Annotated in this window: 17 protein-coding genes and 1 tRNA gene; 13 read left to right on the top strand and 5 right to left on the bottom strand. The window is 46.2% G+C overall.

All coding sequences use genetic code 11. The features are described from left to right. Positions 1 to 21: 21 nt before the first annotated feature. Positions 22 to 459, bottom strand: a complete 438-nt coding sequence (gene msrB, locus ACAW68_00760; protein XGA16137.1) for a peptide-methionine (R)-S-oxide reductase MsrB — start codon at positions 457 to 459, stop codon at positions 22 to 24. Between the two features lie 112 nt (positions 460 to 571). Here msrB and ACAW68_00765 point away from each other — a divergent pair, with 112 nt between their 5' ends. Genes ACAW68_00765 through rlmD form a run of 3 tightly spaced genes read left to right on the top strand, consistent with a single transcriptional unit; the run spans position 572 to position 3,711 of the window. Next, positions 572 to 1,390, top strand: a complete 819-nt coding sequence (locus tag ACAW68_00765) for a hypothetical protein (GenBank protein XGA16138.1) — start codon at positions 572 to 574, stop codon at positions 1,388 to 1,390. Positions 1,391 to 1,422: 32 nt separating this feature from the next. Beyond that, entirely contained in the window at positions 1,423 to 2,280 is an 858-nt protein-coding gene (locus ACAW68_00770; GenBank protein ID XGA16139.1) for an alpha/beta hydrolase, read from the top strand. Positions 2,281 to 2,331: 51 nt separating this feature from the next. After that, positions 2,332 to 3,711: a 23S rRNA (uracil(1939)-C(5))-methyltransferase RlmD gene (gene rlmD / locus ACAW68_00775; GenBank protein ID XGA16140.1), complete on the top strand. Its 1,380-nt coding sequence runs from the start codon at positions 2,332 to 2,334 to the stop codon at positions 3,709 to 3,711. 42 nt (positions 3,712 to 3,753) lie between these two features. Here rlmD and ACAW68_00780 read toward each other — a convergent pair whose 3' ends face one another. Continuing rightward, on the bottom strand, positions 3,754 to 4,266 hold the full coding sequence (locus ACAW68_00780; protein ID XGA16141.1) for an rRNA methyltransferase: 513 nt from the start codon (positions 4,264 to 4,266) through the stop codon (positions 3,754 to 3,756). Continuing rightward, positions 4,226 to 4,921 carry a phosphatase PAP2 family protein gene (locus ACAW68_00785; GenBank protein XGA16142.1) on the bottom strand — a complete coding sequence of 232 codons (696 nt, stop codon included), beginning with the start codon at positions 4,919 to 4,921 and terminating at the stop codon, positions 4,226 to 4,228. The genes ACAW68_00780 and ACAW68_00785 overlap by 41 nt, the downstream gene beginning before the upstream one ends. A gap of 154 nt (positions 4,922 to 5,075) precedes the next feature. Here ACAW68_00785 and leuS point away from each other — a divergent pair, with 154 nt between their 5' ends. The 4 genes from leuS (at position 5,076) to ACAW68_00805 (ending at position 11,014) form a co-directional block, all read left to right on the top strand. Then, positions 5,076 to 7,490 carry a leucine--tRNA ligase gene (leuS, locus tag ACAW68_00790; protein XGA16143.1) on the top strand — a complete coding sequence of 805 codons (2,415 nt, stop codon included), beginning with the start codon at positions 5,076 to 5,078 and terminating at the stop codon, positions 7,488 to 7,490. A gap of 122 nt (positions 7,491 to 7,612) precedes the next feature. Further along, a complete protein-coding gene (locus tag ACAW68_00795) occupies positions 7,613 to 8,683 on the top strand; it encodes a glycosyltransferase (protein XGA16144.1) in 1,071 nt (356 codons plus the stop codon). Positions 8,684 to 8,769: 86 nt separating this feature from the next. Continuing rightward, a tRNA-Arg gene (locus tag ACAW68_00800) sits at positions 8,770 to 8,842 on the top strand. Positions 8,843 to 8,875: 33 nt separating this feature from the next. Continuing rightward, on the top strand, positions 8,876 to 11,014 hold the full coding sequence (locus ACAW68_00805; GenBank protein ID XGA16145.1) for an oligosaccharide flippase family protein: 2,139 nt from the start codon (positions 8,876 to 8,878) through the stop codon (positions 11,012 to 11,014). A gap of 201 nt (positions 11,015 to 11,215) precedes the next feature. On the opposite strand, the gene ACAW68_00810 is transcribed toward ACAW68_00805, so the two are convergent. Next, entirely contained in the window at positions 11,216 to 12,139 is a 924-nt protein-coding gene (locus tag ACAW68_00810; GenBank protein ID XGA16146.1) for a magnesium transporter CorA family protein, read from the bottom strand. Positions 12,140 to 12,283: 144 nt separating this feature from the next. Here ACAW68_00810 and ACAW68_00815 point away from each other — a divergent pair, with 144 nt between their 5' ends. After that, complete coding sequence (locus ACAW68_00815) at positions 12,284 to 12,421, top strand: hypothetical protein (protein XGA16147.1); 138 nt, start codon at positions 12,284 to 12,286, stop codon at positions 12,419 to 12,421. A gap of 183 nt (positions 12,422 to 12,604) precedes the next feature. Here the strand turns inward: ACAW68_00815 and ACAW68_00820 are convergent, their stop codons facing one another. Continuing rightward, positions 12,605 to 13,744 (bottom strand): PLP-dependent aspartate aminotransferase family protein, encoded by a 1,140-nt coding sequence (locus ACAW68_00820; GenBank protein ID XGA16148.1) that lies wholly within the window; start codon positions 13,742 to 13,744, stop codon positions 12,605 to 12,607. Positions 13,745 to 13,903: 159 nt separating this feature from the next. Here ACAW68_00820 and ACAW68_00825 point away from each other — a divergent pair, with 159 nt between their 5' ends. From ACAW68_00825 to pepV, 5 genes are all read left to right on the top strand, one after another. Next, on the top strand, positions 13,904 to 15,064 hold the full coding sequence (locus tag ACAW68_00825) for an NADH-dependent flavin oxidoreductase (protein XGA16149.1): 1,161 nt from the start codon (positions 13,904 to 13,906) through the stop codon (positions 15,062 to 15,064). 2 nt (positions 15,065 to 15,066) lie between these two features. Further along, positions 15,067 to 15,378 carry a hypothetical protein gene (locus ACAW68_00830; protein XGA16150.1) on the top strand — a complete coding sequence of 104 codons (312 nt, stop codon included), beginning with the start codon at positions 15,067 to 15,069 and terminating at the stop codon, positions 15,376 to 15,378. Between the two features lie 206 nt (positions 15,379 to 15,584). Continuing rightward, on the top strand, positions 15,585 to 17,012 hold the full coding sequence (gene gndA / locus ACAW68_00835) for an NADP-dependent phosphogluconate dehydrogenase (protein XGA16151.1): 1,428 nt from the start codon (positions 15,585 to 15,587) through the stop codon (positions 17,010 to 17,012). Positions 17,013 to 17,307: 295 nt separating this feature from the next. Next, entirely contained in the window at positions 17,308 to 18,639 is a 1,332-nt protein-coding gene (locus ACAW68_00840; protein XGA16152.1) for an APC family permease, read from the top strand. Positions 18,640 to 18,749: 110 nt separating this feature from the next. Further along, positions 18,750 to 20,153 (top strand): dipeptidase PepV, encoded by a 1,404-nt coding sequence (gene pepV, locus ACAW68_00845; GenBank protein XGA16153.1) that lies wholly within the window; start codon positions 18,750 to 18,752, stop codon positions 20,151 to 20,153. Positions 20,154 to 20,177: the final 24 nt, after the last annotated feature.

Raw genomic sequence — 20,177 nt, forward strand, 5'->3', positions numbered from 1 at the left:
AGAGATGCCGTCTTTTTTGTGTTATTCGAATAATGATTTGTAATCGCCGTAACCTTGTTGATCTAGCTCATCAACTGGCACAAAGCGCATCGCTGCTGAGTTAATGCAGTAACGTAATCCGCCTTCTTGAATAGGCCCATCAGTAAACACGTGACCTAAGTGAGAGTTAGCGTCTGTTGATGTCACCTCAGTTCGGAACATGCCATGTGAGGTGTCGAGGTGGCACTTAACTGCTTTTTTCTCGATTGGCTTAGTGAATGATGGCCAACCACAGCCGGCGTCGTATTTGTCAGTTGAACTGAACAAAGGTTCGCCACTCACAACATCAACATAGATACCGTCATCGAACCACGCATCGTACTTACCAGTGAACGGTGCTTCGGTAGCAGCCTCTTGTGTGACGGCGTATTCTTCAGGTGTGAGCCGTTGACGTAATGCTTCTTTATCATATTTTGTCATCGATAATATCCCCTCTTTCTGATGAATCTACCTGTAGTGTCTCATGATTACCATTGCATCGCAAACGCTGGTATCATTAATGATAAATAAGAAGAGTTTGGAATGGTGTTACATGTTACTAAATGAAATGTTTGACGATTATGGCGAACTAATCCTAACGCCAACTGATTTTGAGAGCCTTGAGACGTACCACGAGTTGGTCGATTTAATTACAGACAAGAATGCGGAAGCCGCAACTGGCATCCTAGCAGATATTCGCATGATGAACATGTTTTCAACACGAACGGTGGGGATGCTGTTTGAAGATGCAACCAAGCAATTTGATGTGACGATTAACCAAGTTGATGGCTTGATTATGATTACACTTGGCACGCTGGTAGCGCCATTGGTTTCAGACCGCGATTTGAAGAACGGCCAGGAGTTGCCTTGGCGCATTGAAAATGATGATGTGCACATTGAAGTGACGTTGGATGATTTGATTGATCGTAAGATGAGCATTTATGCTTTCTTCTCAGAACTATCAGCGCCAATCACGCGTCCAAAGCGCTTGCTCCCTAAGTTTGTGCGTTCGGTGGTTGATGAAGCGCCAATTTCATTCCAAGCGCAATTGTTGGATATGAAGAACCTGCGTTTCGAATTGGTTGCCCAATTGGCAGCGGGGATGCCAGAACAACCAGTCGAACCAGTTCACGAAGAACGCGTGGATGAGCGCCCGTTCAAGTTTGACGATTATAATCACTTGATTGATTTCTCATTCTTGTTGAACGATGCGGGACAATTAGTGGATATGTATCGCTTGGATGACGGATCTTTTGTGGCAGTTGTACCAACACAAGACGAAACGGCACGTGCGTTAGCGGTAGAATATAGTGGCAAGATGATGCCGGTTTCGGTAGCTTACATCATTGAACACGGACAAAAAATGAACTAAACACTTATTCGGAATGCAAAGGGGGAGGCACGATGAAAAGATGGGTCAGTATTATAGTGGGGTTGGTCGCAATTTTTGCGGTCGCTTTTGCTTTAAACCATTCGTTGAGGTTAAAACGTAATCCAGACAAGTATGTCTATTCGAACACACCAACCTTATTTATTCACGGGTATGGTGGCACATTAAATTCAACCAAAGACTTGGTCCGAGCAGCTGAAAAGTCTGGTGCGGCTAAGAAAATGCTAACGGCGCGGGTGACGAAAGATGGCCACGTGAAGTTGTCAGGTCATTGGGATAAGAACCGATTTAATCCCATGGTGCAAGTGGTTTTTTCAGATAATCGTAATACGGATTATCAAACGGATGCCAAGTGGATCAAGAATGTCGTGGTGGCGTTGCAACACAAGTATGACATTAAGTCGTTCAATGCCGTCGCACATTCGATGGGTAACCTGGGGTTAATGACGTATGAAATGACGTACGGTCAAGATAAGTCATTACCACAGTTACGCAAACAGGTTTCAATCGCTGGTCACTTCGATGGTATTGTTGGGATTGATAAGCAAGTTGCAGATAATCATTTAAATGGCATTGGCAAGCCTGAAAAGACGGTGTCGTACTATGACTGGTTGTTAGCGCGACGCGATAATTATCCAAAGAACCAAGTTGATGTGTTGAACATTTATGGTGATTTGGATGATGGGACGCACTCGGACGGACGAGTATCAACGACGTCAGCTAAGTCGCTGCAATACTTGCTCGGTGATCGCCCAAAGTCATATCAAGAACGCTTGATTAGCGGTCCTGAAGCACAACACAGTAAATTGCACGAGAATAACCAGCAAGTGAACCGTGCCATGATTGATTTCTTGTGGGGTCGCACGAAGTAATTCAGTTCAGTTATAATGGAAAGCGACTAAAAAGGATAAACGAGAGAAAATATGAGTAATACAATTATTCCGGTAAAGCTGGGTGAGCAACGCGAAGGTGTTGTCATCGACGTGCTTTACACCGGGTTGGGGGTCATCATGGTTGATGACTATCCAATTCATTTGGAAAACGCCTTCGAAGGCGAGAAAATTTTATTTGAGGTGACGCAGGTCAACCGTAAGTTCGGCCGTGCCAAGGTTGTTGAAATTCTTGAAGCGTCACCAGACCGTGTGGCATCTGGCAAGGACTATTTGCTTGAAGCCGGTATTGCACCCTACGTCAATTTGGCCTACGATGCGCAATTGCGTTTGAAGCAACAACAAGTGCAAAAGTTGTACAAAGAATACGGCATCGATGTCGACGTTGCACCAACTATTGGGATGGATAATCCAACTCACTACCGTAACAAGACGGTTGTGCCAGTGAAGTATGTTGATGGTAAGTTGACGACCGGTTTCATCAAGAAGCGTACGCCTGGTGACATTGTACCATTGGACGATTACTTCGTTAACGATGAGAAAATCGACCAAATCATCGGCATTGTGCGTGACATTTTGGACGCGCACAAGGTATCGGTTTTTGATGACGATACGCAAGAAGGTGAAATGCGCTATATCATGGTGCGTCGCGGTTATTACAGTCACGAAGTCATGGTGGTGTTGGTCACGCAAACGCCAACGTTGACGGATGAAGATGCGATTGCGGCTGACATTGCTGAGGCGGTTGACGGCATCAAGAGTATCATCTTGAACTACAATCCACGTAGCTTGCACGTTTTGACGTCAGGTGACAATCGCACATTGTGGGGTGCTGACGCCATTCACGATAAGTTGTTGGATATCGATTTTGAAATCGGACCAAATTCGTTCTACCAAGTTAACCCACAAACGACGGAAGTGTTGTACGACATGGCCGCAACGAAGGGGGAGTTGAAGGAATCTGACACGGTTATCGATGCTTATTCAGGTATCGGAACTATTGGTTTAACGGTTGCTGACCGCGTTGACAAGGTGTTGGGTGTTGAAGTGATTGAGCGTGCCGTGATTGACGCGCAAAAGAACGTCGCTAACAACAATGTGAAGAACGCTGAATTCGTCACAGCTGATGCACCTGAACAAATGCAAAAGTGGAAAGACGGTGGCTTGAAGCCGGACGTTATCTTCGTTGACCCACCTCGTCGTGGTTTGACGGAAGACTTGTTGGATGCCGTTGCGGACATGAATCCTGACCGATTTGTTTATGTGTCATGCAACCCAGAAACAATGGCGCGCGATGCCAAGTACTTGATCGACAAGGGCTTCCGCATCAAGGGTGACATTCAACCATTGGATCAATTCCCACAAACTGCTCACGTTGAAGCAGTGGCAGTGTTTGAGCCAATTAATAAGTAAAAATAAAACTCCCTGAGCTGCGGGCTCAGGGAGTTTTTTTGATTAACGACGTTGAACTAACAAGGCGGTTTCGCCGGTTAGGACGTCTTCGTATTTTTGGACACCGTAAGAATCCGTTGGCAATTGGGCCACGTAAGCTTGGGCGTCGGCTAGGTTGGCTGGGTTGTCACTTAGCAACAACACCAAACCATTCGTCTTCAAGACCATCAACAATGTCTTAACGGTCGCCGTCAATGTCTCAGTATCCATGTTTTCGTCCACTTGGAACAAGGCAGCAGCGATTGGCTTTGTTGGATCCAAATAGTTGGTAACGGCTGAGAAGTCCTTGCTGATTAGGTCAACGCGGTTGTGTAGACCACTCAAGAAAAGTGATGTGGCAACGTCATCGATTTCAGCCTTAACATCTGAAAAGGCCAAGACCTTACCAGTGTCACCAACACGGCTAGCGAGGAAGCGCGTGATGTCACCGCGACGAATCGTGGCATCAATGGCCAAGTCGCCTGGTACTAAATATTCATTCAGCGTGATTTGCGCTAGATTCTGAGTTGATCGCATGTTCGAAAACCTCTCGTGTTTGATATTTGAAAATAAGTTCCTTCGACATAATTAGGAAAAAGACGCCAAGGCCGAAGCCGGCTAGGATGTCTGACAAATAGTGGACACCCAGATAGACGCGGCTGAGGGGGATGGCGACGACCAGTGCGGCGAACAATGTCATGATGGCATAGCGCACTTGGTCGTGTTGTTTCAAGTAATAATGTACGAGAACAATCAATGAACCATATAATAGCACGGCATTGAGTGCGTGACCCGATGGGAAGGAAAACCCACCTTGGCTGATGACATGATAAATGTCAGGACGTGGGCGGTGGAAAACGTGCTTAAGTAGTGCCATGACGCCAAGGCCGAAGACGCCGACGTTCAAAACGATAAAGACGGCTACGTCGATTTTGCGAACCAGCAACGCCACAATGGCGGTTGCCGTCATCACAATCAACGTCCACTTCGGGTTACCGGCACGCGTGATATTACGGAAGAACCAAGAACGTTCTGGCGTGACTGGTTGCCGGATATGTTTGAAGCCAAACTGGTCAATCCAATCGATATAACCCAAATGGTGGGTATAGCCAATTGCTAATAAAATAAATAGGATTAACCCCGCAAAGGCAACCGCAAGCTGAAAATAATCAAACTTACGCATTTGAAACATATGGACACCCGCTTTCACTACTTTTTCATTAACTAAGTGTATCACAATTTGGATTAATTATTAGTCGTGTGAAACACCGGTATAAACCCGCTCATTTATTGAAAGAACGGCATTTTTTTGTTAAAGTTAGAACATTAAAGTGAGGTTATCAATCATGGCATATCAACACAAAGAAGTAGAAAAGAAGTGGCAACGCTTCTGGGAAGAGAATCAAACCTTTAAGACGTCATCAGACCACTCAAAGGAAAAGTTCTTCGCAATGGACATGTTCCCATTCCCATCAGGGCAAGGGCTACACGTTGGGCACCCAGAAGGTTACACGGCAACTGATATCGTTTCACGTATGAAGCGTATGCAAGGGTTCAATGTTTTGCACCCAATGGGATTCGACGCGTTCGGTTTGCCTACTGAAGAGTACGCAATCAAGACGGGTGAGGATCCACGTGTCGTGACGGCAAAGAACGTTAAGAACTTCCGCCGCCAAATGAAGACACTTGGTTTGTCATATGACTGGTCACGTGAGGTTAACACGACTGACCCTAAGTACTACAAGTGGACGCAATGGATCTTCGAGCAATTGTACAAGAAGGGCTTGGCATACGAAGATGAAATCATGGTTAACTGGGCCCCTGATTACAATGGTGGAACGGTTGTTGCCAACGAAGAAATCATCGACGGTAAGACGGAGCGTGGTGGCTTCCCAGTTTACCGTGTCCCAATGCGTCAATGGGCATTGAAGATTACGGCTTACGCTGACCGTTTGTTGGAAGATTTGGACGATGTTGATTGGCCAGATGCTATCAAGGAACAACAACGTAACTGGATTGGTCGCTCAATCGGTGCTTCTGTAAACTTCAAGGTGAAGGATTCAGATGCTGAAGTTGAAGTCTTCACGACGCGTGCTGATACGTTGTTCGGTGCAACTTACCTTGTTTTGTCACCAGAACACGCTTTGGTATCAGAAATTGTTTCTGACGACCAAAAGGAAGCTATCGAAGCCTTCAAGAAGTCAATTGCTTCAAAGTCAGATTTGGAGCGTACGGACTTGAACAAGGACAAGGCCGGTGTCTTCACTGGTGCATATGCTATCAACCCAATGAATGGTGAAGAATTGCCAATCTGGATTGGTGACTATGTTTTGGCTTCATACGGAACGGGTGCCATCATGGCCGTTCCTGCTCACGATACGCGTGACTACGAATTTGCTAAGAAGTACGATTTGCCAATGCGCCAAGTTTTGGCCGGTGGTGACATCGCTGAAGAAGCTTACACTGGCGACGGTGAGCACATTAACTCAGGCTTCTTGGATGGCATGGGTAAGCAAGAAGCTATCGAAAAGGCAATCGCTTGGTTGGAAGAGCAAGGTGTTGGTCACAAGCAAGTTAACTACCGCTTGCGTGACTGGATCTTCTCACGTCAACGTTACTGGGGTGAGCCAATTCCTGTCATCCACTGGGAAGACGGTGAAAAGACGCTTGTACCAGAAGACCAATTGCCACTGCGTTTGCCAGAAGTTGATAACATCATGCCTTCAGGTACTGGTGAGTCACCATTGGTTAACGTTGACGACTGGGTAAACGTGGTTGACGAAAACGGCCGCAAGGGTAAGCGCGAGACGAACACGATGCCACAATGGGCTGGTTCATCATGGTACTACTTGCGTTATATGGATCCACACAACGATAAGGAAATTGTTTCACCAGAGGCTGAGACATACTGGAAGAACGTTGACTTGTACATTGGTGGTGCCGAGCACGCTGTGTTGCACTTGTTGTACGCACGTTTCTGGCACAAGGTTTTGTACGACTTGGGTGTTGTCCACACCAAGGAGCCATTCCAAAAGTTGGCTAACCAAGGAATGATCTTGGGCGAAAACCACGAGAAGATGTCTAAGTCTAAGGGTAACGTTGTTAACCCTGATGACGTGGTTGAAGAATACGGTGCCGACACATTGCGTTTGTACGAAATGTTCATGGGACCTTTGGAGCAATCAATCGCTTGGTCAGAAGATGGTTTGGCTGGTTCACGTCGTTGGTTGGATCGTGTATGGCGTTTGTTCATCGATGATGAAGACAAGCTACGCGACCACATCACGACGGTTAACGACCACAAGTTGAACAAGATCTACAACGAGACGGTTAAGAAGGTTACGGAAGACTACGAAGGTCTACGTTTCAACACGGCCATCTCACAAATGATGATTTTCATCAACGAAGCATACAAGGCAGAAAACTTGCCTGTTGAATACGTTGAAGGATTCATCAAGTTGTTGAACCCAATTGCCCCTCACATGACGGAAGAATTGTGGAGCTTCTTGCACAAGGACGAATCAGTGACGTACCAACCATGGCCAACGTTTGACGAGGCTGCTTTGGTTGAAGACGAAATTGAAATCGTTTTGCAAGTTAACGGTAAGGTTCGCGGTCGTTTGACGATTCCTGCGGACGCTGACCGTGAGAAGATGACTGAGTTGGCAATCGCTGACGAAGCCGTTCAAAAGCAACTGGATGGTGGACAACCAAAGAAGGTTATCGCTGTGCCAGGTAAGTTGGTGAACGTTGTTTTGTAATCTGCATGTCAGGTTTTAAGACATCTAGACCCACTTTTTAAACAATAGTGGCTATACTGAAGAGGAACTCTCGCGTTTGTGGGGGTTCCTCTTTTAGTATGCAAAGCAAGGGGGTGCAGGGCATGGCAAAGAGAATTTTGATGGCTGTTGAGAACCTGGGAATGGGTGGCATGAAGCGAGCTGCAACTGTTGTTGGTAACGCCATGACTGAATTCGCCACGGTTGCTTTTTACCAGATGGCTGATGTGCCATCTTACTACGAGTTGAAGGGGCGTTTAATTCCAGCGCCTCATCCGGTCATGCCAACGAATGGCCCTGATCCATTGCACACCTATCAGCAACAAATGGCAGATTTGGCTGATATTTTGATAGAAGAGAAAATTGATGTCGTGATTTTAAATGCAGGTATCTTAACGAGTTTTATTCCATACCTGAAGTCACGACTCCCTGAATTAAAAACGATTGCTTGGATGCATAATAATATCGATACTTACTTTAATCAGTATTACCGTGACATGCGAGCTGAATTTGTGACGGGTGTCAAAGCGGCCGATACAGTGGTTGCATTGACGGAAACTGATTTAGAAGGCTTCCAAACCGTGACTGACCGGGCTGTTAAAATTTGGAATCCGTTGACGATGCCGGTGACAGGACGAGCCGACCTAACCAAGCATACGATTGCGTTCACGGGTCGCATTGCCATTCAGCATAAGGGAATTGATATTATGTTGAATTTGGCTAAGAAATTACCAGATGATTGGCGGATTGCGATTGCTGGTGAGGGCTTACCGGATGACATGGCGTCATTTGAGCGTTTAATTAAAGCAAATGAAGTCGCGGACAAAATTATTTATCGTGGTGGATTACATGATGAAGAACTGGCGGAACACTATCGCCAAGCCTCGATTTTTCTCGCCACATCACGTTGGGAAGGTTTGCCATTGGTATTGGTCGAGGCGATGAGTTTTGGCTTGCCAATCCTGTCGACTGATAATACTGGGGCGGTCGAAATTTTGGAAGGTGGTATTTATGGGGAATTGGCTGCCAAAAACGCTGATGCCCTGTGGTACCGCCTTGAACCGATGTTACAAAGTTATGAAATGCGTTGTTTATTGGCCACAAAGTCATTAGAACGCGCCAAAGATTTCGAATTGTCAGCTATTCTGGCAAATTGGCGAGACATTGTCGCCTAAATGAAATACCCGTTGGTTGGGTTGATATTACATATCAACTACAAACAACGGGTTTTCTTGTGTATAATAGTTATTTGGAATACTTTGGCGCTATAGTTCAACAGGATAGAACAAGGACCTCCTAAGTCTTAGATCACAGTTCGAGTCTGTGTAGCGTCATTTTTTTGTATGAAAGAAAGGGGAACGGTCAACATGGCTGATGAAAAATCACCCCAGTATGAAGAGTCACCATTCCGACGTGATATAACGTTTGAAGAATTGGCTGCTCTCCTTAATGGGGCCACTATTGATGATATCTTTGAAGCACGTGATGAAGAAAAGATAACATCAGAAGCGACAACGACACCTACGCAGTCGCACTCAGTGGCAGAAGTGGTAACGCGACCTGAAGGCGTATCGACGATTAAGGTACACCAAGTTGCAGATACATTTGTTCGTGAGGACACGCCTAAGTCGGTCGCAAGCGAGGCAATTGATGAAGCGGCAGCTGACGTGGCATTGCCAGCAAGTTCTGAATTGCCAAGTCAATTCGATGAACCAGCTAGTGAAATTGATGTTGCGCCGGTTGCTAGCCAAACTAGTGACACGACGACGGTATCTGAACCAAGCGTTCTGCCGGAAGCCTTCGCAGAAGAAGACGATACATCAGCAGAAACACCGATTATGGTGGCCGATGAACTAACGACCGTTCCAGAAATTGAAACTGATTTAGTTGATGATAGTAATGCGGCGTCACGTATGTTGCGTGGTTCAGCCTGGATGACAATTGGTAGCTTGGCGTCACGTGTACTAGGGGCCTTATATGTTATTCCATGGGTGGCCATGATTGGAAATGTGTATTTCAATTCTGCCAACTCATTGTATGCACAAGGTTACCAAATTTATAGTGTGGCCTTGTTGATTGCGACGGCTGGGTTGCCAAACGTCTTGGCACGTTTGGTTGCGGAGTATGGCGTTTCACGTCACTATGATGCCGTGCGTCGCATCTTCCGCCAAGCCTTACAGTTTGGTGGTGTGCTAGGAATCGCTGCTGGTGCGATCTTGTACTTGCTAGCCGGTGTTCTCTCGCAAGGAGATCCGAACGTGGTGCCGGTTATCCGTTCACTATCAGCTGCATTGGTGTTGATTCCAACGCTATCAATGTTGCGTGGATACGTGCAAGGATTCGAGTTCATGGGACTGTCGGCTTTGTCACAGTTCGTTGAACAATTGATTCGCGTGGCCTACATGTTGGGGATGACGTACTGGATTATGGTTGGTCATCACGGGACATGGGTCGATGCCACGGTTGAATCAACGTTGGCTGCCTTCTGGGGTGCGCTAGCCGGAATCATCGTCTTGGTATTTGGTATCTGGAAGCGTCGTAAGTTCTTTGCTGAAAAGATGGCGATGAATATTCCAGCGCCAGACTTCAACCCACGCGAAATCATGATTCGCATGGCACGCCAGTCATTGCCAGTTATCTTTGCGGGTTCTGCAATTGCGATTGTGCAAGTGATTGACCAATATACGTTCTTCCACATCATGAAGGCGTTCACGTCAGCAACGCACAATACGATGCAAGCCATGTTTGCGCAATTCGCCTTTAACTCAAACAAGTTGGTTATGTTGGTTGTTTCGCTTGCCGTTGGTATGGCGGAAACGGCCTTGCCAATGTTGGCACGAGCTAAAGAGATTGGTGACCGTGAAAATATTGGTAATCAAATTCAATTCGCGTTCAAGTTGCTAGCGTTTGTGATGGTACCAGCCTCATTGGGGATGGCTGCCGTTGCACATCCGCTATACATTCTGTTCTACAACACGAATGATGCGACGAACGGAACGTTGATTTTGCAATTCGCCAGCTTCACGGCCATCGCCTTGGGATTGTACATGGTTGTCTTGGCCATCTACCAAGGTTTGAATGAGTTGTCATTCACGGTGAAGGTGCTAGGCTTGATTTTGATTTTGAAGTTGGTCTTGCAAGTGCCTTTGACGATTTGGTTGCAAGGTGCCGGACCTTTGATGGCGACGGTATTGGCCTTTGCGGTTGGATTGATTATTTCGGTCCGCCGACTAAGTGTGTTATACGCTATCGACTGGGCGCCATTCAATTTCTCATTGATGGTTATCCTGTTCTGGGGCTTGGTCATGTATGCTGTCGTAGCGCTCTTGACGAACACGTTGACGCTATTCGTGCCGGATACAAAGATGGCCCAATTGATCGTCACGGTTGTTGTTGGTCTGGTTGGTGCTGGTATCTACGGTGTCGCAATGCTTAAGACGCACGTTGGTGAAAGTGTTCTTGGTCAACGTGCAGCAACAATCGCACACAAATTACATTTGAAGTAAACGAAATTAGCCGATCGCATTTAGTTGCGGTCGGCTTTTTTGCACCGGTTTTTACCTGGTTTATCCACAGCTGGGTGTGTAAAAGTCTGTATATTTGTGGATAAGTCTCATTTTCTTGTGGGAAGGTTGAGTGCTTTTCAACAGGTTATACACAGGGAAAAACGAAAAAGCAGAACCCCAAAAAGGTTCTGCTGTGGATGACTATTTGCGGAAAAATCCCGAACGCCAAAGGACAATCGTTGTGATAATCATCAGAATGAAAGTGATGATAAGTGTCACAATCCAGCCCATGTGGGTGTGCATAAAGGGAAGGTCAACGTTTTGACCGAAGAACCCCGACACAATATTAGGCACCGTTAGGACGATTGATGACACTGTCAAAAGTTTCATCGTCCAGTTCAAGTTTGAATTGGCAAGGTTAACAAAGGCATCTGAAACACGGTTGGTAACCAATTGTGACAACGCACCGGTGTCGATGGCTTGTTGCAACTCGACCGTAACGTCATCAATACGTTCTGATTGGTGATCAGTTAGTTGGATGTTGTGGCGCGCCTTGTAGCTGCGTAGCAAGTCGCGGTCAGTGTGCAAAGAATTCAATAGGTAAATCAAATCCGTCTGTAAATCCATCAATTGATCAATTGTCTTTTGCGTTTGCTTCGTCTTGCGAATTTCACTTTGAATTGGTGTGCGACGGCGATTGATTTCAAGAATTGCCGACATAAACTTTGAAGAAAGTAGCTCCGTACCATTCAAAATGACATCAAGCGGCGTGGCCTGGTCAGGCAAGGGGCGACGACTAACTTCAGTTCCGCTCAAGTAGCTGTCCACGTAATCCGTTTCCTCACGAGTGAAGGTGTAGAGACGTTGTTGGTCATTACTAAAGAGCATGCCGACGGGTTCAGTCGTGGCACGAGGTGATGTTGGTGTGACGACGTCGAATATCATCAACGTTAAATCGGCTTCTTCGTCGTATTCCATACGGGCACTTTCGTAGGGGTCGACGGCATAGCTTAGGAGTTCATTGGGGATGAGTTGGTCTTTGGTCAGCCATTCTCGTTCCTCAGGGGTCATATCATGTACTTGGAACCAGACGAAATCTGGGAAAGTTGTTTTTTGTGTAATCATAGTAACCTTAGTATACGGCGCGGACCTAGTGTTCACAACTTATACGCGATGAAAAAATGACGGATTTGGGATAAAAGTTTGACGCACTTTGTTTTTATCGGTATACTAGTAAAGTTATCGATAACATAAATGGAGGAAATGATCATGGCTGTTCAATCACCATACAACTCATGGGCTCGTAAGCGACCAACATCACACGATTCTGCAAAGAAGGCTCGTGTGGCTGAAGTTGTTAACATCCAACAATGGGCCAAGGGTAAGGCTGAATTGGAGTCAAAGTAATTTGACTTTATCAGTAGCTTACTGAAAAACCGCGTGAAACGTAGATATACGTTCACGCGGTTTTTATTTTGCACTTTTGGTTGAGTGTTAGTTAGTGGTGGACGGACACTAACCACAAACTAAACTACATAACGAAAAACTCCCCAAACGACCGAAATCGTTGGGGAGTTTAATTTATCAATATTACAAGGCATCCAAGCCCTTTGACATGTCGGCAATCAAATCGTCGATATCTTCAATACCTACTGAGATACGAACCAACTCATCCTTGATGCCGTTAGCAATACGAATCTCGCGTGGGATAGAAGCGTGGGTCATCACTGCTGGCACTTCAATCAATGATTCAACACCACCAAGTGACTCGGCCAACAAGAAGACATCCAAGTTCTCAACAAACTTCTTAACATCCAAACCAGGTTGTAGCTCGATTGACATCATGCCGCCGAAACCACGCATTTGCTTCTTAGCAATCTCGTGATCAGGCGTACCTGGCAAACCAGGGAAGTAAACCTTGGCAACCTTTGGGTGGTTGTTCAAGAACTCAGCCAACGCCATCGCATTTTCGTTGTGGCGTTGGACACGCAAAGCCAACGTCTTAATTGAACGTTGCACCATGTATGAATCTTGTGGTGACAAGACGGCACCAATAGACATTTGGATGAACTTAATACGCTCAGCCAACTTAGCATCCTTCACAACCACGAACCCTGACAATAGGTCGGCGTGACCACCCAAGTACTTCGTTCCTGAGTGAACAACCACGTCAGCGCCCAAGTCCAATGGGTTTTGGTTGTATGGTGAAGCAAACGTGTTATCAACAACCGCGATTGCGCCACCTTCGTGGGCAATCTTTGATGCTTCAGCAATATCCGTCACGTGCATCAATGGGTTAGAAGGTGATTCCAAGTAAACCATCTTTGTCTCTGGCGTCATTGCGGCCTTCAAAGCATCGCTATCAGCCGTATCAACCGCCGTAAACTTAATGCCCAACTCGGCCATAATGCGGTTAACCAAACGGAAAGTTCCGCCGTAAACGTCGTTGGCCATGACGATGTGGTCGCCGGCCTTCAACAAGCTCATTGTTGCGTGGATAGCAGCCATTCCTGATGAAAAGGCAAATCCATCCGTTCCGTTTTCAATGTCAGCCATAACTGACTCCAAAGCGAAGCGGGTAGGGTTCTCACCGCGCGTGTACTCATACTTAGCGCCACCACCTAGCTCCTTTTGGTGATAGGTTGATGTTTGGTAAATGGGTGTGGTAACGGCTCCAGTAACTGGATCTCCTTGCGTACCACCGTGAATAACCTTCGTTTCAAACTTCATGTTTGTTTTCCCCTCTTTGCTCGAAAATAGTAACAATGAAATGAATAAACTTATTTTAAGTACATGGTGAAAGTTCCGCAAGAAAAAGAGGTAAAAAATTTTACCACTTGTACATAATGCTATAATGGGGGCACCAATAATAAGAAAGAGTTAATGACAATGAGTTATAAATTCCTTGAACCATTCAAGTTGGCGAATGGTGTTGAAATAAAGAATCGCGTTGTATTCCCACCAACGACTTTGCGTTCATCTTTTGCAACGGGTGTTGTGACTGATGATGAGGTGAACTACTACAAGATGCGTGCTGGTGGTCCTGGTTTGGTCATCGTTGAAATGGCATACGTTTCAATGGCTGGTAAGACATACGTTGGTCAAATCGGTATCGATTCTGATGAAAAGATTTCAGGGTTGAAGAAGATTGCAGACGTGATTAAGAATCGTGGCTCGGTGCCGGTTCTACAATTGTCATTTGGTGGTCGTATTGCACAGACGGCAGCGGTATTGCACGATGACGTCGTTGGTCCTTCTGATGTGCCGGGTCACCAACCAGGGATGGCAACACCACGTCCGATGACGGATGAAGAAATTCGTCAAAGCATTGCTGACTTCGGTGAAGCAACTCGCCGTGCCATTGCAGCTGGCTTTGCCGGTGTTGAGCTACACGGTGCCAACATGTATGCGATGCAACAATTCTTCTCAGAGCATGCCAACCAACGAACTGATGAATGGGGTGGTGATTTGAACGACCGCATGCGTTATGGCTTGGCTGTTTTGGACGCCGTCGTCGCGGCACGTGCTGAATTTGCGGATGATCAATTCATTATTGGTTACCGTCAATCACCTGAAGAGCCAACAACGCCGGGTATTCGCTTTACGGATTCATTGGCAATGGCGCAAGAAATTATCAAGCGTCCAATTTCATACTTCCACATCTCATTAAAGGATGCATTCCAAACGCCATTTATGAATAAGGAAGATAAGGAACCACTTTACGCCAAGTACAAGGCAATTTTGGGTGATATTCCGTTGATCGTCGCTGGTTTATTGCGTACGCCGGAGCAAGTTGAAGCACTTGTGCAAGCGGGCGTTGATGGTGCTGCGATTGCACGTGAGCTGATTGTTGACCCAAACTGGGTGCAAAAAGTCATGAATAATGATGAAAAGGGTATTCGCTATGCTATCTCAACGAGTGATTTCGAGATGCTTGGTATCCCTGAGCCACTCCGTTTCTGGTTGTTGACGCGCTTTAAGAAGGGACTGGTTGTCTCAACCGATGAGCAATTCGATCCACAAGTACCGTGGGCATACTACCGAGGTTAAATATGGCAGATAAATATCCAACAGCAGAATTAATTGGCGTTGTGATGACGCAAAGTAATAGTGGCGCTTATGAGCCAAAGGAAAATCCGCTAACAGCAGCCGATTTTCACAGCTGGCGTATTGGTAAGCACACGAAGGGTAAGCTAGGCAAGCCTGGTCAACTCTTTTTGACGGAAAATAATTTGACGGTCATGCTAGTTGAAACAAAGAAGCTAGCCTTTAAAGATCGTCACGATATTACGCCAATGGGTCGTTTCATGACGGCCTCAGCGAGCGATGACGTAGTCGCTGCCGTTTTGGCACAATATCAATAAGGAAATTAACCCATGCATCCGCGTGGGTTTTTCTTTGCAAAAATTAGTGATGCAGCCTTTTGCCATAGGATTATCTGACATTTGTATATGTCGTAAACAAATTCACATTTAATTCACAGACACTTTTTGTTTTGACATTAAAATAAAGAAGACTAGACTTATAGTCAATCGAGGGATTAAGGACACACTTTGGAGGATAATAAAACATGGCAACTGCAGATTTTGGTGTTGTTGGTTTGGCCGTAATGGGTCGTAACTTGGCCTTGAACGTGGAATCACGTGGCTACACGGTTGCGGTATACAACCGTTCAAGCGCTCGTACTGAAGATTTGGTACAAACGCACTCAGATAAGAAGTTTGTACCTGGTTACACTGTCGAGGAATTCGTGAAGTCAATTAAGGCCCCACGTCGTATTTTGTTGATGGTCAAGGCCGGTGCAGGAACTGACGCTGTTATTGAAGAATTGCTACCATTCTTGGAGAAGGGTGACATTTTGATTGACGGTGGAAACACGTTCTTTGAGGACACGATGCGCCGTTCAGAGAAGCTTGCTGAATCAGGCATCAACTTCATCGGAATGGGTGTATCAGGTGGTGAGTTGGGAGCCTTGCAAGGCCCTTCAATGATGCCTGGTGGACAACGCGAAGCTTATGATTTGGTTGAGCCAATCTTGAAGGAAATTGCTGCTAAGGCACCTGAAGATGGTAAGCCAACGGTTGCCTACATCGGACCTAATGGTGCTGGTCACTACGTAAAGATGGTGCACAACGGTATCGAGTACGGTGATATGCAATTGATCGCTGAGTCATACGACTTGTTGAAGCGCTTGTTGAAGTTGGACAAGGATGCTTTGGCAGGAACGTTTGCTGAGTGGAACAAGGGTGAGTTGGACTCATACTTGATCGAAATCACGGCTGATATTTTGACGCGTGATGACGATTTGGGTTCAGGTAAGCCAATAGTAGATATGATTTTGGATCGTGCCGGAAACAAGGGAACTGGAAAGTGGTCATCACAATCAGCTCTTGAAGTTGGTGCTCCACAATCATTGATTACGGAATCAGTTTACGCACGTTATATTTCAGCAATGAAGGAAGATCGTGTAGCTGCTTCTAAGGTTTTGGCTGGTCCAGAATTCAACTTCGAAGGTGATGTCGACGCAACTGTTGAAGACATCCGCGAGGCTTTGTACTTCGGTAAGATCATGTCATACGCACAAGGTTTCGACCAATTGCGTATGGCTTCAGATCACTACGATTGGGACTTGCAATACGGTGAGTTGGCACAATTGTGGCGTGCTGGTGCGATTATTCGTGCCCGCTTCTTGCAACGTATTACGGATGCTTACAACAACGAAGCAGGTTTGCACAACTTGTTGTTGGATCCATACTTCAAGGATATCGCTGAGAAGTACCAAGCAGCTGCTCGTCACGTAATCGCTTTGGCAACGGCTGCTGGTGTACCAGTGCCATCATTGTCAGCTGCGGTTGCATACTTCGATTCATACCGTTCAGAAGTTTTGCCTGCAAACTTGATTCAAGCACAACGTGACTACTTCGGTGCTCACACTTACGAGCGTACGGACAAGCCAGCTGGTGAAATGTACCACTACTCATGGTACGAAGAAGCTTAATAAGTAACTAATAGAAATGGTGAATCCGATTGGGTTCACCATTTTTTATTGTCAGAATTCTTAGAATATGATAAGATTTTAATCGTTATGAAAAACGTACACTTTTTGGAAGGAGAAATGATTATGTTCAGTTTTGTTAACAACAATAATAATAATGATCGTTTCAACTCAACACAAAAAGTGATTGGGCGTTTTCGTGTAACGCTTGAACTGTGAGAACGATTAGCAGTCATCCAATCACTAGGATTGGGTGGCTGTTTTTTTATGCAAGAACGGAATAATCTAGGAGTAGGTCATGGAAAACAAAGTTGAATTAAAACGATCAATGGGAATTTGGTCAGGGTTATCACTCGTTATTGGAACGGTTATCGGTTCTGGAATCTTCTTTAAGCAAGCTGGGGTTTTGCAAACGGCTGGTTCATCAACGCTTGGGCTATTGGCGTGGGTTGCCGGTGGTGTCATCACGTTGGCTGCTGGTTTGACGATTGCTGAAATCGGGGCACGCTTGCCAAAGACAGGTGGGTTGTACAGCTACATCGAAGAGTTGTACGGTCCAGCTGCTGGATTCTTGACGGGATGGATGCAAGTTGTGATTTACGCACCAGCCGTCATTGCCTCAATCGCTGGTTACGCTGCCTTTTTGACGGCTAACTTCTTGGGCTTGCCAACGTCAGCTGCAACTTGGATTTCAGTTATCTTCCTATTGTTCATCGCTGGATTGAACATGTTGGAAAACCGTGTGGCGGCTAGCTTCCAAGTGATTACGACATCAATTAAGTTGATTCCAATCGCTGTGTTGATCATTTACGGTTTGTTCTTCGGTAAGGTTGATGCTTTGGGACAGACGGTTCACCAAGTCTCACAATCAGGTGGTGGCTTCGGAATGGCCATCTTGGCAACGTTGTTTGCTTATGATGGTTGGATTTTGTTGTCAAACATCGCCGGTGAGTTGAAGAACCCCCGTCGTGATGTGCCACGTTCAATTGTTGGTGGTTTGATTTTGATTGTCATCGCCTACGTTGGGGTGACATTTGGTGTTTACCACGCTTTGCCTGCTGAAAAGGTTGTGGCATTGCAAAACAATGCGACATTCGCGGTTGCTAAGGCTGCGTTTGGTGACTTCGGTGGACGTGCCTTGAGTTTGGCCATTATCATTTCAATGTTGGGAACGTTGAACGGTAAGATGTTGTCATTCCCACGTATGGCATACGCAATGTCATTGGATGGCTTGTTCCCTAAGTACTTGTCAAAGTTGACACGCAAGACGCAAGAGCCAACGAACGCCATTGCGACGGTAACGATTATGACGTTGGTTTTGGCAATCTTCTACACGTCAGGTGTTGATCGTTTGTCAGACATTGCCATCTTCACGATTTGGATTTTCTACACGGCTGCGTTCTTCGGAGTCTTCATGTTGCGTCGCCAAGTAAAGCAGGGTAAGTTGGAAGAAATGGACACGTTGTTCAAGACGCCATTGTTCCCAATTACGCCATTGGTTGCGATTTTCGGGGCGTTGTTCGTTATCGGTTCAACGGTTATCAACGACTTTACAGGTGCTGCCATTTCAATCGTATTGGTTTTGATTGGATTGCCAGTATTCTACTACTACAACAAGAAGCGTTCTTAATGAATTTTGCAAAGCTATCAGGCGTCTGCCTGGTAGCTTTTTTACTTTACAGGGTTAACAGATATCGTTAAAATCAAAGTATTAAAAACAAATGAGAAAAGAGGGCCGTCATGGAATGGGCTGACCGAACAAAGCCTTATGAGGCCGATTTGATTCAGGACCTGAATCAGATTGTTAAAATACCATCGATTCTAGATCCAAATACGCAAACAGAGTTAACACCATTCGGAAACGATATGGTGCGTGCGTTAGCGAAGATGGAAGAATTGGCCGCGCGTGACGGCTTCCGTTATGGTCGTGTCGACAACATGGTAACGTGGATTGAATACGGTCCAGCTGATGCCGATGAGACCGTGGCGATTTTGACGCACATCGATATTGTGCCCGCCGGTGACGGGTGGTTGCGTGACCCGTTCAAGCCTGAAATATTGGATGGCTTATACTTTGGTCGCGGGGCCGCGGACATGAAAGCTGACTTGATGAGTGCGTATTATGCCATGAAGTATTTGGCTGACCATGAGATTAAATTAACCCGCAAGATTCGCTTGATTATTGGAACCGACGAAGAGAATGGTTGGCGTGATTTGCCACGCTATTTCGAACAGGAAGGTGAACCAACGATGGGCTTTTCACCAGACGGGGCATTTCCGGTTGTGAACGGTGAGAAGGCTTTCCAAACGGTGCAACTGCGTTTCCCAAGTGTGTCGACTGGCGACTATATTTTGCGCCGTTTTATTGCTGGAACGCGTCCGAATGTTGTGCCAGGGGATGCACGCGCGCGTGTGGTCGTACCTGATCCAGATGGCATGGTGCATGATTTTGAACAGTATCTAGCACAATACCCATTCTTAAGTGGTAAGACTGAAATTAAGGGACAAGAATTACGTCTCTTGTTGAACGGGGTTCAGGCCCATGGTGCCTATCCACAGGATGGCGAGAATGCCGGCACATATTTGGCCCATTTCCTAAACCGGTATGCGTTTGCGGATGATGCGAAGACATTTTTGCAATTTGTTGGTGAGACAGTGCATGACGATATCGGGGCTGACAATCTAGGCTTGCGTTATCACGACGAAACGATGGGAGACCTGACGTTGAATGTTGGTGTCATGCGTTTTAGTTTGAACGGACAGGGAACGATTTTGCTGAACTTCCGTTATCCGCAAGGGGTTAATGTGCAAGCGGTGATGACCCAAGTCCAACGACACCTTGGCGACTTTAAGGCGACGGTTGAAGTATGGCCGGGTGGTATGGAACCGCATTTGGTGCCGGAAACCGATGAACTGGTTGGTATCCTATCAATGGTTTATGCGAAGCAGACGGGGATGTTTATGAATCCGCGCACATCAAACGGTGGGTCGTATGCCCGTTTGTTGAAGCGTGGTGTCGCCTTTGGGGGTCAGTTCCCAGATGTGCCGGTCACAAGTCACCAAGCAAATGAATCGACACCAGTCGCTAACTTAACACGTTCAATGGCAATCTTTGCGGAAGCGTTGTTGAAGTTGGCACAATAGCTGGAAATCAGACAGACTCTGGGC

It is taken from the genome of Weissella confusa (assembly GCA_041871065.1).
GTDB classification, from domain to species: Bacteria; Bacillota; Bacilli; order Lactobacillales; family Lactobacillaceae; genus Weissella; species Weissella confusa_A.